The following is a 14837-nucleotide window of genomic DNA, read 5'->3' as shown; positions in this document are numbered from 1 at the left end:
TCTGAATTTTCTGGGATTTTGGGCGCAAACCAGCCCTTATTCGTTGAGTGCCCGCAATTAAAGTGAGAACGCACTCCCAAAGCTTGCAAGCAAAACAGATTCGCCGCCGATACCCATACAATCAGCATACCTCCGCACCTTCAGGGCGACTACAGGGTAGAAAATGCGCAATATCTTGTGGATAACTCTCCAAAATACGCCATTTGTGGTGTTTTTCGTTGACTCAATGGGCCCCTGTCCGAAACCCTATTGCAAAGGAATCAAATAGGGACAATTTTTTGCAGTTTTCTAGGCTCCGTCTGAATGGCTTCAAGAGCTTTGTCGATCCCACCGATCTTGTGATTGCGCATGGTCTTACAGGGGTTGTCGGCCCAAATGGCTGTGGAAAATCGAACTTGCTTGAGGCGTTGCGCTGGGTGATGGGGGAAACCCGCCCGAAGGCGATGCGCGGTGGCGGCATGGAAGACGTGATTTTTGCGGGAACCGCAACGCGACCCGCGCGCAATTTTGCCGAAGTCGCGATCACGATCGACAACAGTGATCGCCTTGCCCCCGCTGGTTTTAACGATCAGGATTCACTCGAGGTGGTGCGGCGCATTACCCGCGATGCGGGGTCTGCGTTCAAGGCAAATTCCAAGGATGCCCGCGCGCGAGACATCCAAATGCTGTTTGCCGATGCCTCGACGGGGTCCCATTCGCCAGCGCTTGTACGTCAGGGGCAGATCAGCGAATTGATCAACGCGAAACCCAAAGATCGTCGCCGAATTTTGGAGGAGGCTGCGGGCATTTCGGGGCTCTATCAACGCCGCCACGAGGCGGAGCTGAAGCTCAAAGGGACCGAAACCAATCTCTCACGGATCGAAGATGTTATTGAGGCCTTGGCCACTCAATTGGCGCAACTCGAACGCCAAGCAAGACAGGCCCAGAGATACCGCACCATTGGCGAGGAATTGCGCAAGTCCGAGGGGCTTTTACTGTATCGCCGTTGGAAAGAAGCGGATGAATTGCGTGCGGCGGCGCAAGCGGAACTGACCGAACTCACGCGCCTTGCTGGGGCGAGCGAAGGGGCGGCACGTTCGGCCACCAAAGCCCGCGCAAAAAACGAAGAAACCCTGCCACCTTTGCGCGAAGAAGAAACTATTGCTGCTGCCGTATTGACGCGTTTGGAAAATCAGCGAGATACCCTGTCCGAGCAAGAGGACCGCGCGCTTGATACAATCAAAACGCTCACCGCACGCATTGAGCAGTTGGCCAAAGATAAGGCGCGGGAACAGGAGCTTAACAAGGACGCAGGCGAGACGATTTCCGGTCTTGAATGGGAGCAAGCGCAACTAGCGAAGGCCGCTGAAGGCTATCAAGAACGACTTGAAATCAGCAATGAAGCCGCACAGGATGCGGCAAGTATCCTCCAAGATCGAGAAGCCGCCATCGGCCAGCTCACCGAAGACGTTGCACGCCTTGCAGCGCGACATCAATCGGCGCGGAGACTTGTCGAGGACCACCAAAAAACACTGGATCGAAACGAAGGAGATGCTGTCCGTGCGCGGGAAGCTTCGGCGCATTCTCAAGCCGCATTGTCAAAATCCTCCCTAGATTTTGAAGCCGCAGAGGACGCGCAAAATTTGGCAGCGAAGGCCACGGAAGCGGCCGAGGAGGCCCTGATTATGGCGGACAACGCGCGCGCCGATGCGCAGGCCCGTGAAGCGGATGCCCGCGCCGAGCGCAGCGAAGCCGAAGGCGAGGCAAACGCGCTGCGAGCCGAGGTTGGGGCGTTGGCACGATTGGTCGAACGTGACACCGCAGAGGGCGGGCAAGTTTTGGACGCCCTACAGGTTAAATCTGGCTATGAAAAAGCGCTTGGTGCGGCGCTTGCCGACGATTTGCGCGCTCCCGAAGTGCAGGATGAGATGCCTTCTGGCTGGGTGACTTTACCAGATTATCCCGCACCACAATCTTTGCCCTCTGGCGTGCAAGTTTTGACGCATTTTGTGACCTCGCCAAGCGTTTTACTTCGCCGTATGGGGCAAGTCGGTTTTGTGGAGGCCAGCGACGGGGCGCGCCTGCAAAAAGATTTGAAACCCGGGCAGCGGCTGGTCAGTATAGAAGGCGATTTATGGCGTTGGGATGGGTTTCGCGCGGGAGCAGAAGACGCCCCAAGTGCCGCCGCCTTGCGCCTCCAACAACTCAATCGTTTGGTGGAATTGAAGCGAGATTTGGAGGAAGTGAGTGCGCGGGCGGATGGCGCGAGCCGTGCGCATGACGTCTTGTCGTCGGACCTTCAGCGTCTAACCCGCGAGGACCAAGAGGCCCGCAACGCACGCCGCGATGCAGACCGTGCACTTACGGACGCGGGCCGCGCTCTTTCGCGGGCCGAAGCAGATCGCAATATCGCAGAAGGCAAGCTTGAGAGTCTGCGGCTTGCGGTCGTGCGCCACGAAGAAGAAGCGTTGGGGGCACGCAATCGGGTGAATGACGCGGCGGCGATCCTTGCGGACTTGGATGATTTGGATCAAGCGCGTGAGGAAGTCGAAGACGTGAAAATGACGGTTGAGGCGGCACGGATGACGATGATGTCAAAACGGTCGGCCTTTGACGAGGTGCGCCGCGAAGGCGATGCACGCACCAAGCGCCGCCAAGAGGTTCTCAAGGAAATCAGCGGTTGGCGGCTTCGTTTGGAGAATGCGGAAAAACGCATTGGAGAATTGGAAGAACGGCGGCTTGAAAATGAGGCTGAACTTCAGGAAGCACAGACCGCGCCAGACGAAATCGCTGCGAAACGGATGGCTTTAGCGGAAGCCATTGCTACGGCGGAAATAAGGTGTCGGGGAGCGTCTGACAAGCTTGCAGAGGCCGAGACAGCATTGCGAGAGGCGCTTCTTGCGGAACGTGACGCGGAGCGGGCCGCAGGCGAAGCGCGAGAAGTGCGCGCGCGGGCCGACGCGCGGGCCGATGCCACGCGCGAGACCGCGATTCATGCCGCAGAGCGCATTGCCGAAGCCATGGAAACTACGCCCGAGAACTTGCTTGAGACGCTGGGCGTTCTGCCCGAAAATATGCCAGATTCCGAGGCCGTGGAGGCGGATGTGAACCGTCTAAAACGTCAACGTGATGCTCTGGGTGCGGTGAACCTTCGGGCCGAGGAGGACGCGCGGGGCGTTCAGGAAGAGCACGACCACCTGGCAAGCGAGAAAGCCGATTTGGATGAAGCCATCAAGAAGCTTCGTACCGGAATTGCCAGCTTGAATAAAGAGGGTCGTGAGCGGCTTTTGACCGCGTTTGAGCAAGTGAACAGCAACTTTACCTTGTTGTTCAAACATCTGTTTGGCGGCGGCGAAGCGAACCTTGTATTGGTTGAATCTGACGACCCACTTGAAGCGGGCCTTGAGATTATGTGCCAACCTCCTGGTAAAAAACTTAGCACGATGAGCCTCCTGTCTGGGGGCGAGCAGACCCTGACGGCCATGGCACTTATCTTTGCGGTATTTCTTGCTAATCCAGCGCCGATTTGCGTTCTTGATGAAGTCGACGCGCCGCTTGATGATGCCAATGTGACGCGGTTCTGCGACCTGTTGGACGAGATGACGCGCCGGACCGAAACACGGTTTTTGATCATCACCCACCATGCGGTCACGATGGCGCGCATGGATCGACTGTTCGGTGTGACAATGGCCGAACAGGGCATAAGCCAGCTGGTTTCTGTGGACCTCAAAAAGGCTGAGGCGCTGGTCGCTTAAACCAGCCCTCAACCGTTTTCTTAAAGCTTGTTCACCAAGTCATTTGTGGGCCAAGCGTCTGCGGGCAATCCAAGACGCTGCTGTTCTAGCTGAACCCCAGCGCGCGTTTTTGCCCCAAGGATGCCGTCAATTTTACCCACATCGTGCCCCCTTGCTGAAAGCTTTTTCTGGAGCGATTTCATTTGTGCATCCGATAGCGAAGGATCCGGGGACCCCAAGTTGAAAACGGGGGCACCTTCAAGACGCGTGGCAAAATAGGCGGCGGTCGTGACATAGACGAAACTCTTGTTCCACTCGAAGTACACGTGAAAATTGGGGTAAGCTAAAAATGCAGGGCCGTTGCGCCCCATCGGCAAAAGAATAGAGGCCTCTAAATTGTCAGAGCCAAGGTTTGCACTTCTAGCTTTTACACCCATGCGCTTCCAATCGGAGACTTTGTAGGATTTATCAAGGCCAGTCTTGCTCCAGTCAAGATTGCTGGGCACGACGATCTCTTGCAACCAAGGTTGTCCTGCATTCCAGCCTAGGCCTTTGAGCATTTTCGCGCCCGACAGAAGCGCATCTGGCGGGGAGGTTTTTAGTGATACTTTGCCATCGCCGTCGCCGTCTACACCATTGCGGATGATGTCTTCGGGGAGCATTTGCACCATGCCGACTTCTCCGGCCCATGCACCGGTTGTATTCGTGGGGCTAAAATTGCCGCGTTCAAAGAGTTCGATTGCAGCAAAAACTTGGGGGCGAAACAGGTTCGGACGGCGACAATCATGCGAGAGCGTGACGAGGGAGTTGAGGGTGTTAAAGTCGCCTTGTACCGCGCCGTAATCGGTTTCCAACGCCCAGAATGCCAGCAAAACGCCTCGTGAAACGCCGTATTGCTGTTCCATTTGGTCAAAGACTGCATCGTATTTTTTCTCGTTGTTGCGGCCATGATCCATACGATTTTTGCTAATGACGGCGCGTGCGAATTCGTTGAAGTCTTTCTTGAAAATGCCCTGTGAACGGTCGGCCTTTAGGGTGCGCGGATCTTGTTTTACGCTGGCGAAAAACGCGTCGACCGTTGATTTCGAGTGGCCGCGTGCGGTGGCTTCTTGTTTCATGTTGGCAACAAATTGCCCGAAATCCCCCCCGCACTGGTTTTGAGCCATTGCAGTTGTGGACAGCAAGCTCAGAAAGAAGGCAGCAAGTGGGGCGCGAAAAAACATTAGGTACTCCGAGTATGAAATTTTGCGGCAGCCTAACAGGCCTTTGGATTCAGGCAAGGTTCAAAACAGGGCGAGGACAGCGCATAGGCCGATTGCCGCGCCCCAAGTTTTCCAAAGGACGCGAACGGTTGCGTCGATTTCGTCAGGTCCAATTGAGTGGTTTCCAGTGGGATTTACATAGGGGAAATCACGCGCTTCCCCATCGTAACTTCTTGGGCCAGCGAGCGCGATATTGAGGCATTGTGCCATAGCGGCTTCGGGCCAGCCCGCGTTGGGTGAACGATGTTTCGGCGCATCAATTCGCACCGGCTTCAACGCATGCATGTTGCCGCAAACGACGAGGATGAGGAGCGCGGTAATCCGCGCGGGGAGGTAGTTGAGCAGGTCGTCAAACCGCGCTGCCGCCCAACCGAATTCCGCGTGGCGAGGGGTGCGATAGCCGATCATGCTGTCGGCGGTATTCGTAATTTTATACAGAAATAGACCAGGCAGGCCGAAGAGGAGGAACCAGAAAACTGGGGCAATCACACCGTCTGAGAGGTTTTCCGCGGCGCTCTCGATCGCGGCGCGGCTGATTTGGGAGTCGTCCATATCGGTGGTGTCTCGGCCAACGATCCGCGCCACAGAAATCCGCGCATTCACGTTTGACAGACGAAGTGCGTTGGCAACGGCGGACACATGCTCGGTCAGGCTTTTCTGCGCTACGAGGATCGCGGCACAGAGGAGTTCAATCAACCAGCCAAACGGGAGCGCCGAAAGTACGAGGCCAGCAGAGATGGCACCAAGGCAAAGCCCGCCAAAAACCACCGTGCCTTTAAGTTTTCGATTATCCCCGTAATTTGCGCGTTCATCCGCGAATCCGATCAGCTTTCCAAACAGGACGGCGGGGTGCGTGAACCGGTCCCATAACAGTCGAGGCTCGCCAAATACCGCATCCAAGAGGAGGGCTAAAAGGAGGATTAACGGAAGGCTCACAGGGCACTTTCGAGTTGGTCCCATTGGTTGGGCGCAGGCATTCCAAGACGCAGCCAATGGTTTGAATATGGAAAAATCCGCGAGAGAACGTGATTATGGGCAAGCTTCTCGAACCACTTTTGCGCGTCGTCAACATGATAGAGTTGAAACAGCGTGGTGCCTGCGACGGATTCGGCACCCGCAGTTTGCAACAGCGCGTTCATACGGCCGGCATCTTGTGCAAGTCGAGAGCGGGTTTTCTCTGCCCAATCAAAATCTGCGAGAGCGGCAATTCCTGTGGTGATTGCGGGACCGGAAATCTGCCAAGGCCCGAGGGTTTCGCGAAGCTCATTTATGAGTCCCGGATCGCCAATAACAAACCCAAGACGCAGCCCAGCAAGTCCCCAGAACTTGCCGAAACTCTTGAGGATGAGTGTTCCGGGTTCGCATGCTTTTGCGATATGACTTTGAGCGGGCGCAACATCGCAAAAGCTTTCGTCAATGATGGTGAGGGGCGTGTGAGGCAGGGAGGCGGTGAAGGCACCTGTGGGGTTATTCGGGTGCACCGTGACCGAGGCGTCGATGCCGTCCTCCTCGATGTTCCACCCTGCAGTGCGAAAAGCGGCGGCGTGTTCGTTATACGTTTTCTGGATGATACGAACCGCGCCTTTTTTAACCGACAAATGCGGGATGCGCGCGATCAGGGCGCTGGCTCCGGGGGCGGCAAGAACGGCGGCAGAGTCGGGAACATTCCAAAAGGCGCGGGCGGCCTTCTCTAGCGCGGCAAAAGCGCTGTGATCAGGGAGGGACATCCATGCGTTGGCGGGGAACGACGGCAAGGGAAAGGGCACGGGGTTTATGCCGGTGGACAGGTCGAGCCAATCGCCCCTCGTACCGCCGAACTGTTCCATTGCAGCATCAATTCCGCCGCCGTGGTCCCGCTGCGTTTTCATGCGTCAGAATTAGAGGGTTTGAGGGACGGTAACGGAGGATGGCGCGTAATAAAGTGCCCCTTCACGCCCGCGGGCCATGTGCGATAGGGAATCTGTCCCGTTTCGCTCGCTTGATGCAGAGCCGCGTATTCCACGATGGCTTCGGCGGCATCTAGGGTGGCTTCAAATTTCCCGAGCGTATAGGCCAACTTTCCTTCCGCTTGGATCGCGATATTACAACCGTGGGTGCAGCCCATCAAGCAGCTTACACGCCGTGTTTGTACCTGCTCGGCTGCGACTGATTCGATTAATTCAGCCAAAGCGGCGCCGTCGGTGACGTCTGCACCGGTTTCTGCCCAACCTTCGCGCTTACAGGTGTCGCAAATTGTAATGAATGTCGTCATCTCATACCCCTTTTGCGTGTACCTCAATCGGATTCTCGCCGGAATTTCAACCCGTAGATGTAAGTTAACATTTCGAGGCAAGATATTAACCTGTTGTTAGTCTTTCGGGCGGAAAATAGTTAACGGTGGGATGTCTGGTGGGTAATAATGAATTTAGCAGTTGAGCAGTGCAATCCACTGATTGGAGGTTGTATGCGTATTTTAATCGTTGAGGGTAATCCAAACCTTGGGCGCATTTGGCAGGACCATTTAGAACGGCTTGATTTTGAAGTTGTTCTTGTTTCTGGGCAAAGTGGTGCCGTGAAATCCCTAGAAGAAGAAAGCTTCAACGCGATTGTTCTCAACCTAGTTTTAAAGGGTGAAAGCGCATTTGCAGTCGCGGATTATGCAAGTTACAAACGCCCCGATGCGAAGGTGATTTTCGTGACAGACACGAGCTTTTTCTCGGACGGTTCTATTTTTGCTTTGGCCCCAAATGCCTGTGCCTATGTGCGCGAGCAAACGCCGCCAAACGATTTGGCGGCGATTGTGGCCCATTATGCGGGAGATCGGTCCTAACAGATTAGAGCTCGTCGCGTCCGTGTTCTTGGTTAAAGTCAAGGATCGGATTGATCGGAATAATCCGGTTCGGGTTAATCGTTTCGTGGCTATAATGATAGTGCCGCACGATGTGATCCATGTTGGTCGTTCCCGCGACGCCGGGCATTTGATAAAGCTCGCGCGTATAGGCCCAAAGGTTGGGATAATCGATCAGGCGCTTGCGGTTACATTTGAAATGTAGGTGATAAACCGAGTCAAAGCGGAACAGCGTTGTTGCCAGCCGCCAGTCTGCCTCCGTGAGGCGATCGCCCATCAAATAGCGGTGGGTTGAGAGGCGGTTTTCGAGCCAGTCGAGCGTGTCGAAAAGCGCTGTGACAGGCGCCTCATAAGCCGCTTGGGAGGTTGCAAAACCAGCTTTATAGACGCCGTTATTCACGTTGGAATAAACTCGCGCGTTAATTTCTTCGATGTCGTCGCGCATCTCTTCAGGCCAGAAATCCAGAGTGTTTCCTGTGATCCCGTCAAAGGCGGAATTGAACATGCGGATGATTTCGCTGCTTTCATTGCTGACGATGGTTTCGCGCTGTTTGTCCCAGAGGATAGGCACTGTCACGCGGCCCGACACGTCGGCTTGCGCCTTCGTATAAATATCGCGTGCAAAGGGCAGGTTATAGAGCGTGTCGCCGGTCGCGCCAAAGTCGTCCTTCTCAAAGGTCCATCCTTCGGTCAGCATATCAGGGTGCACAACGCTTATGGAAATGTGGTCCTCTAGCCCCTTGAGGGCACGGAAAATAAGAGTGCGATGGGCCCATGGGCAGGCATAGGATACATAAAGATGGTAGCGCCCACTTTCCGCAGGAAAGCCGCCATCGCCACTGGGCCCTGCGGCGCCGTCGGGCGTAATCCAATTGCGAAAACCGGCAGTGGAGCGCTTAAAGGCGCCGCCTGTGGATTTCGTATCGTACCATTCGCTGTGCCATTTTCCGTCTACAAGTTGTCCCACGCGGCGCTCCTATAAATATGTCTCTTGTAACTTAGTTTTTGTAGCATGGGGATTAAACCCACATAGGGGCGCAGGGAGGGTGCGAGTGCGCACAAAGGCGCCAGACGCAAAACACTCCAGTGTCATGTTAGAATCTGATTGCACCGAGCAAGGCGAGGGCATACGTTGCCCCTAACGAAGCCCACAGGGCCAGAGAGGTTGGTTGTCGCGGTTTGACCCAGATAGGGGAACCAAAGCAACGTCGTTAAGCGCAGTTTCAGCGGTCCTTCCCCTCTGCCCAAACAAGGAGAATGGACATGACATCGCGTACTTCAATAGTTTCCCTTTCGGCCGTTTTGGTTATGACTGGTTTGCCCGTAATGGCGCATCCAGGACATTTGATTGAGGCAGCAGGGCATACCCATTGGGGCGCGGCGATAGCATTAGGCGGGGCGATTGCGATTGGTCTTTGGGTGGCGAAGGGTCGGAAAAAACCTGAGGCAGAAGAAGCCGAAGCGGAAGAAGAGATTTCCGAAGCCGAACCCCAAGAAGCTTGAAGGAATTCCGATATGTCAAAAGTAGGTGTGATGATTTGCGGCCATGGGTCGCGCAGCCAAGCCGCCGTGGACCAGTTTGCGGTTCTGGCCGAAAAGCTTCCTGCGTTGTTGCCGTCAGATTGGATGGTGGACTACGGATATCTTGAGTTCGCAAACCCTGTAATCCGCGATGGTCTTGATCGTTTGCGGGCTGGCGGATGTGACCGGATCGTAGCGGTTCCGGGAATGCTTTTTGCCGCGATGCACGCCAAGAATGACATTCCGACCGTGCTGAATACTTATGCCGCAAAACACGGCGTTGAAATTTCCTATGGCCGCGAACTTGGCGTTGATCCCAAGATGATCGCAGCCGCAGGCGAGCGTATTCAGGAAGCGGTAGATCGGGCGAATTCGGAACTGGGTGCAGTGCCGCTGGAGGAAACCTGTCTGGTTGTGATCGGGCGCGGCGCGTCCGACCCAGATGCCAACGGAAATGTGAGCAAAATCGCAAGGATGTTGTGGGAAGGCATGGGGTTTGGCTGGTGCGAAGTTGGCTATTCCGGCGTGACATTCCCGCTAGTGGAACCCTGCCTGACGCATGTGGCGAAGCTTGGGTACAAGCGGGTTATTGTGTTTCCGTATTTCTTGTTTACCGGAATTTTAATCGACCGTATTTACGGCTTTACGGACCAAGTTGCCGCCGCGCATCCTGATATCGAGTTTGTGAAAGCTGGGTATTTGAATGACCATGCAAAAGTGTTGGAAACCTTTGCAGAGCGTGTAACCGAACAGCTCGGGGAGATCGTTCCGCCGACGTGTGGAACGTGCAAATACCGCACGCAAGTCTTGGGTTTTGAAGCCGAGGTTGGCGCGGTTCAGGAAAGCCACCATCACCACGTTGAGGGACAAGGGGCCAATGCGCCAGGCAGTAATGTCGAGGATTGTGCGTTGTGCGCTGACTTCTGTACGGGGGAATGTCGGTTGGAAATGTTGGCCCATTCGCATGATCATACTCACGACCACGACCACGACCATGCGCATGATCATTCCCACACGCACGACCATGTTCACGCTGAATACCCGCATCCCAAACACCCGCATGGGCCAGAAAGCGCACGCAAGAAATGAGGGGGGAAGACCGATCATCGAGCCCGCAAGCGGGCCACTCTGCTCGGCCTGCGCTCAGGTATGAGCGCGCGCCCGCCGAAATCTATGCGCAGAGTTTTGCAACCGTCGCCAAGGAGGCTCGTTTGGAGCGCTTTGACGCAGGCATGACGGCCCTTGCGACCCGCATTATTCATGCCTGTGGTATGATCGAGGTCGCGGATCGCCTTGCGTTTTCGCCCAATGCTTATGCGGCAGGGCAGGCCGCATTACAGGCCGGTGCGCCAGTTTTGTGCGATTGTGAGATGGTTGGGGCGGGGATCATTCGCCGGTATTTACCTGCTGGCAATGAGGTGATTGTGACGCTAAACAATGCAGAGGTTCCTGATCGTGCGCAGGCCATCCAAAACACACGGTCGGCGGCGGCGGTTGAGCTTTGGCTAGAACACCTAGACGGCGCTGTGGTCGCGATTGGCAACGCGCCAACAGCCCTTTTCCATTTGCTTGAGTTGATAGATCAAGGCGCGCCAAAACCCGCTGTTATCCTTGGATTTCCCGTGGGATTTGTGGGAGCTGCGGAAAGTAAAGCGGAACTCGCTGCGCGCCCACGTGGATGTGAATTTATCGCGCTGCGCGGACGTCGTGGCGGATCGGCTATTGCCTCTGCTGCGGTGAATGCGCTCGCCGCGGGATTGCCGGAGGTTACGACATGAGTGCTTGGCTCCATATCGTCGGAATTGGCGAAGACGGATTGGAAGGACTTACCCCCGCAACACGCGCGGTTGTTGAGGCGGCAGAGGTCATCGTCGGCGGTGATCGGCATCAAGCTTTGGCAAATGTTGGATCGGCAAAACGTGTGGCTTGGCCCTCGCCATTTGATGCGTTGATCGACGTTCTGAAGGCCCACAAGGGGCAACGCGTTGTCGTTTTGGCGACGGGTGATCCGCTTTGGTATTCCGTTGGTGCACGGATTGGGCGCTCAATCGATCCAAGCGAAATTACCTATCATCCGCAAGTCGGCGCGTTTCAACTTGCTGCGGCGCGGATGGGCTGGAGCATGGCCGATTTGGAAACGCTGACGGTGCATGGTCGCCCTGTGGAACAGATGATCGCGTTTATTCAGCCCGATCAACGCTTGCTGATCCTGACCACGGGGGCGGAAACGCCCGCGCAAATCGCGCAATTCCTGGCGGCGCGTGGTTATGGGCGCAGTCGCATGGTTGTTTTGGCGGCAATGGGTGGCGAAAATGAGAAACGTTTCGAAGGGGTTGCCGCGAGTTGGGATCACGAAGTGCCCCCCTTTAACACGCTAGCGGTTGAATGTGTGGCGGCACCGAATGCGGCACTTCTTCCACGCGTTCCGGGCCTTGCGGACGATATGTTTGAGCACGATGGCACCATGACTAAGCAAGAGGTGCGTGCGGCAACCTTGTCCAAACTGATGCCGATGCGCGGCGCGTTGTTGTGGGATGTGGGAACCGGCTGTGGTTCGGTGGCCGTTGAGTGGATGCGGTCGGCGCGCTATGCGCGGGCCATCGGGATTGAGCCACGGGCGGATCGACGCGCGATGGCGGCGGCGAATGCGCTGGCGCTGGGCGTCCCGAAACTAGAATTGGTGGACGGGCGTGTGCCCCAAGCTCTCGCGGATCTCCCCGCTCCAGATGCGGTGTTTATCGGCGGGGGGTTAAGCCGCGAAACCTTTGATGCCGCGTGGAGTGCTTTGCGTCCATTGGGGCGGCTGGTTGCCAATGCGGTGACGCTTGAGAGTGAGGCCATACTCGTGTCGCTTTACAAGGAATTTGGTGGGCAGTTGGTGAAGCTTTCTGTGCATCGCGTTCAGACACTTGGGGGCGAAGGCTCTGGGCATACCGGCTGGAAACCACTGATGCCCGTGACACAGTTGAGTTTGGTTAAACGATGACCGGAAAACTTTACGGAGTTGGGCTGGGTCCGGGCGACCCAGAACTGATGACATTGCGTGCGGCAAAACTCATTGCAGCAGCCGAAGTTGTGGCCTATCCCGCGCTCGCGGGTGGGGCGAGTTTCGCGCGATCGATTGCGGCTGAATACATCCCCGCTGGCGCCCATGAAATCGTCATGGATGTGCCGATGACTGTTGAACGCGGCCCCGCCCAAGCAGCCTATGATGAGGGGGCCGCCCAAATCGCCAAAGAGCTTGAGCAAGGGCGCAATGTTGTGTGTTTGTGCGAAGGGGACCCGTTTTTCTATGGCTCCTTTATGTATCTTTTTGCGCGCTTATCCGGCCGTTTTGAATGCGAAGTTGTGCCAGGTGTGACCAGTGTGACGGCCTGTGCTGCGCGGGCAAAAATGCCTTTGGCGGCGCGTAATGAACGGGTTACGATTCTGCCCGGCCCACTGCCCGAGGCCGAGTTACGCCTGCGAATTGAAGGCGCGGAAAGCGTCGCGATTATGAAAGTCGGACGGCACCTTGCGAAAATTCGCAACGTGATCTCCGATTTGGGCCTGCTTGCCCAAGCCACCTATATCGAGCGTGCGAGCCTTCCCCAAGAAGTGGTCGTTCCGCTCAAGGATGCGCCCGAAAACGCACCCTATTTTTCAATGATTTTGCTGACGAAGGGAGCTGATCCATGGCTCTAACGACTTCCCCCAAATCCACCCCGAACCCTGTTGTAGTTTGCCTCTCTAAATCTGGCGAAGCAACGGCGCATCGTGTAGCTGAAATCCTTGGTGCGGCGGTACATGGCCGCGCAGATCGCGTGACAAAGGCCGATGCATTTTTCGCCGATGCGCTGGAACATGTGCGCACGCTTTTCGCCAGTGGCACCCCAGTTGTCGGCGTTTGTGCGAGCGGTATCCTTATCCGTGCGGTGGCGCCATTACTGGCCGATAAAACAACCGAGCCACCCGTTATTTCGGTCGCGGATGATGGCAGCGTTGTCGTGCCATTGTTGGGTGGGCATCGCGGGGCCAATCGGTTGACGCAACAAATTGCAACGGCCCTTAACAGCCATGCCGCGATCACAACGGCGGGCGATGTGGCTATGGGAGTCGCCCTTGATGCGCCGCCCGCGGGCTATCGTTTGGCCAATCCGCAAGACGCGAAATCCGTTATGGCGGCGCTTTTGAATGGCGCCACGGCCTCGCGTCAGGGCGAAGCGATTTTCGACCTTGAGAATGACGTTGACGGCGCGGTTCAGCTTTACGTGACCGAAGCTCCGGTTGACGGAAATGAAACCAAGCTGGTTTACCATCCACAACGTTTTGCGCTGGGCCTTGGATGTGCGCGAAACGCCGATCCCGAGGAAATGTGGGCGTTGGTGACAGAAACCCTGACGCGCGAAGGGATTGCGCAAGGGGCGATTGCCTGTGTGAATTCCATCGACCTCAAGGGAGACGAACCCGCGATGAATGTTGTTGCTGCGCGCCTCGGTGTGCCGTTGCGATTGTTCACGGCTGCCGAACTTGAGGCCCAAAGCCCACGGCTCGAAAATCCTTCCGACGTGGTCTTTGCCGAAGTCGGCTGTCATGGCGTGTGCGAGGGGGCTGCATTGGCCGCGGCTGGAGCCATAAGCGAGTTGATCGTTGCGAAACAAAAAACGGCGAATGCGACATGCGCCTTGGCGCGGGCCGAAGACCCGATTATTGAGTTCGCTGGCCGTTCCCGTGGTCGCCTGTCGATAATCGGCATCGGTCCGGGTCAACACAGTTGGCGCACGCCAGAGGCCAGCCGCCTTGTCGCCGAAGCCGAGGAACTCGTGGGCTACGGTCTTTATATCGATCTGCTCGGGCCGCTTGCCTTTGGCAAAACACGGTCGGATTTCCCGCTTGGCGGCGAGGAAGATCGCTGTCGTTTCGCGCTTGAGCAGGCTGCTTTGGGCAAGAATGTTGCGCTGATTTGTTCCGGCGACGCAGGAATTTACGCCATGGGCGCCTTGGTGTTTGAACTCTTGGATCGCGGCCCTGATGAGATGGGCGTAAGCGATGCAGCCCACCGCGTCGATGTTGTCTCAACCCCAGGCGTTTCGGCGCTTCAGGGAGCCGCCGCACGCGCAGGAGCTCCTCTTGGCCACGATTTCTGCGCGATCTCGCTCTCGGATTTGCTCACCCCCCGCGAAGATATCGTGAAACGGCTTCATGCCGCAGCCGAGGGTGATTTTGTCATCGCGTTTTATAATCCCGTCTCAATGCGCCGACGTACCCTGTTGGCCGAAGCCCGCGATATCCTGCTCAAACATCGCCCCGCAGACACACCCGTAATGCTCGCCAGTTCATTGGGACGCCCCGAAGAAAACGTGCGCTACAGACGACTCGCGGATTTGGAAGTGGACGAAGTGGATATGTTGACCGTGGTTTTGGTGGGCTCTAGCAACTCAAAACTCGCCCAACTCGGCGAAGGCCCGCGCATGTATACTCCCCGTGGCTATGCCCGAAAAATTGACGGCGATTTAGCCAAGAAAGTAGTGTGAT

Annotated in this window: 13 protein-coding genes; 8 read left to right on the top strand and 5 right to left on the bottom strand. The window is 56.3% G+C overall.

Translation table 11 applies throughout. From position 1 onward, the window contains the following. Window positions 1-278 precede the first annotated feature (278 nt). Window positions 279-3734, top strand: a complete 3456-nt coding sequence (gene smc / locus AB9F26_RS10850; RefSeq protein WP_369768010.1) for a chromosome segregation protein SMC — start codon at window positions 279-281, stop codon at window positions 3732-3734. Window positions 3735-3754: 20 nt separating this feature from the next. Here the strand turns inward: smc and AB9F26_RS10845 are convergent, their stop codons facing one another. Genes AB9F26_RS10845 through AB9F26_RS10830 form a run of 4 tightly spaced genes read right to left on the bottom strand, consistent with a single transcriptional unit; the run spans window position 3755 to window position 7226 of the window. Continuing rightward, window positions 3755-4936 (bottom strand): lytic murein transglycosylase, encoded by a 1182-nt coding sequence (locus AB9F26_RS10845; RefSeq protein ID WP_369754829.1) that lies wholly within the window; start codon window positions 4934-4936, stop codon window positions 3755-3757. Between the two features lie 60 nt (window positions 4937-4996). Then, on the bottom strand, window positions 4997-5911 hold the full coding sequence (gene cbiB, locus AB9F26_RS10840; RefSeq protein ID WP_335583798.1) for an adenosylcobinamide-phosphate synthase CbiB: 915 nt from the start codon (window positions 5909-5911) through the stop codon (window positions 4997-4999). Further along, window positions 5908-6843, bottom strand: coding sequence for a threonine-phosphate decarboxylase (locus tag AB9F26_RS10835; RefSeq protein WP_369754828.1), 936 nt, complete (start codon window positions 6841-6843; stop codon window positions 5908-5910). The genes cbiB and AB9F26_RS10835 overlap by 4 nt, the downstream gene beginning before the upstream one ends. Further along, window positions 6840-7226: a DUF1636 domain-containing protein gene (locus tag AB9F26_RS10830; RefSeq protein WP_039001805.1), complete on the bottom strand. Its 387-nt coding sequence runs from the start codon at window positions 7224-7226 to the stop codon at window positions 6840-6842. The genes AB9F26_RS10835 and AB9F26_RS10830 overlap by 4 nt, the downstream gene beginning before the upstream one ends. Window positions 7227-7418: 192 nt before the next feature. Between AB9F26_RS10830 and AB9F26_RS10825 the strand changes: the two genes are divergently transcribed. Beyond that, the gene (locus AB9F26_RS10825) at window positions 7419-7784 is read left to right on the top strand and encodes a response regulator transcription factor (RefSeq protein ID WP_369768009.1); all 366 of its coding nucleotides are present in this window, start codon (window positions 7419-7421) and stop codon (window positions 7782-7784) included. 4 nt (window positions 7785-7788) lie between these two features. On the opposite strand, the gene AB9F26_RS10820 is transcribed toward AB9F26_RS10825, so the two are convergent. Further along, window positions 7789-8769, bottom strand: a complete 981-nt coding sequence (locus AB9F26_RS10820; RefSeq protein ID WP_369768008.1) for a glutathione S-transferase family protein — start codon at window positions 8767-8769, stop codon at window positions 7789-7791. A 296-nt stretch (window positions 8770-9065) separates the two neighbouring features. Between AB9F26_RS10820 and AB9F26_RS10815 the strand changes: the two genes are divergently transcribed. Genes AB9F26_RS10815 through cobJ form a run of 6 tightly spaced genes read left to right on the top strand, consistent with a single transcriptional unit; the run spans window position 9066 to window position 14836 of the window. Then, on the top strand, window positions 9066-9305 hold the full coding sequence (locus tag AB9F26_RS10815; RefSeq protein ID WP_369768007.1) for a DUF6732 family protein: 240 nt from the start codon (window positions 9066-9068) through the stop codon (window positions 9303-9305). Between the two features lie 12 nt (window positions 9306-9317). Further along, complete coding sequence (locus tag AB9F26_RS10810; RefSeq protein WP_369768006.1) at window positions 9318-10412, top strand: sirohydrochlorin chelatase; 1095 nt, start codon at window positions 9318-9320, stop codon at window positions 10410-10412. Continuing rightward, window positions 10409-11101, top strand: a complete 693-nt coding sequence (locus tag AB9F26_RS10805; protein WP_335583792.1) for a precorrin-8X methylmutase — start codon at window positions 10409-10411, stop codon at window positions 11099-11101. The genes AB9F26_RS10810 and AB9F26_RS10805 overlap by 4 nt, the downstream gene beginning before the upstream one ends. After that, on the top strand, window positions 11098-12309 hold the full coding sequence (cbiE, locus tag AB9F26_RS10800; protein WP_369768005.1) for a precorrin-6y C5,15-methyltransferase (decarboxylating) subunit CbiE: 1212 nt from the start codon (window positions 11098-11100) through the stop codon (window positions 12307-12309). The genes AB9F26_RS10805 and cbiE overlap by 4 nt, the downstream gene beginning before the upstream one ends. Continuing rightward, window positions 12306-13007, top strand: a complete 702-nt coding sequence (cobI, locus tag AB9F26_RS10795; RefSeq protein WP_335583790.1) for a precorrin-2 C(20)-methyltransferase — start codon at window positions 12306-12308, stop codon at window positions 13005-13007. The genes cbiE and cobI overlap by 4 nt, the downstream gene beginning before the upstream one ends. Further along, a complete protein-coding gene (gene cobJ / locus AB9F26_RS10790) occupies window positions 12998-14836 on the top strand; it encodes a precorrin-3B C(17)-methyltransferase (RefSeq protein ID WP_369768004.1) in 1839 nt (612 codons plus the stop codon). Before cobI ends, cobJ begins: the two co-directional genes overlap by 10 nt. Window position 14837: the final 1 nt, after the last annotated feature.

It is taken from the genome of Falsihalocynthiibacter sp. BN13B15, assembly GCF_041205415.1.
GTDB lineage: Bacteria > Pseudomonadota > Alphaproteobacteria > Rhodobacterales > Rhodobacteraceae > Falsihalocynthiibacter > Falsihalocynthiibacter arcticus.
Note: the sequence above shows the minus strand (reverse complement) of the source record. Positions and strands in the feature narration are given on the sequence as shown.

Bases quoted from the DNA above. Each gene is read 5' to 3' on its own strand.
- AB9F26_RS10845 (WP_369754829.1), bottom strand. From the start codon at position 4,936: ATGTTTTTTCGCGCCCCACTTGCTGCCTTCTTTCTGAGCTTGCTGTCC.
- AB9F26_RS10835 (WP_369754828.1), bottom strand. From the start codon at position 6,843: ATGAAAACGCAGCGGGACCACGGCGGCGGAATTGATGCTGCAATGGAA.
- AB9F26_RS10830 (WP_039001805.1), bottom strand. From the start codon at position 7,226: ATGACGACATTCATTACAATTTGCGACACCTGTAAGCGCGAAGGTTGG.
- AB9F26_RS10825 (WP_369768009.1), top strand. From the start codon at position 7,419: ATGCGTATTTTAATCGTTGAGGGTAATCCAAACCTTGGGCGCATTTGG.
- AB9F26_RS10815 (WP_369768007.1), top strand. From the start codon at position 9,066: ATGACATCGCGTACTTCAATAGTTTCCCTTTCGGCCGTTTTGGTTATG.
- AB9F26_RS10810 (WP_369768006.1), top strand. From the start codon at position 9,318: ATGTCAAAAGTAGGTGTGATGATTTGCGGCCATGGGTCGCGCAGCCAA.
- AB9F26_RS10805 (WP_335583792.1), top strand. From the start codon at position 10,409: ATGAGGGGGGAAGACCGATCATCGAGCCCGCAAGCGGGCCACTCTGCT.
- cbiE (WP_369768005.1), top strand. From the start codon at position 11,098: ATGAGTGCTTGGCTCCATATCGTCGGAATTGGCGAAGACGGATTGGAA.
- cobI (WP_335583790.1), top strand. From the start codon at position 12,306: ATGACCGGAAAACTTTACGGAGTTGGGCTGGGTCCGGGCGACCCAGAA.
- cobJ (WP_369768004.1), top strand. From the start codon at position 12,998: ATGGCTCTAACGACTTCCCCCAAATCCACCCCGAACCCTGTTGTAGTT.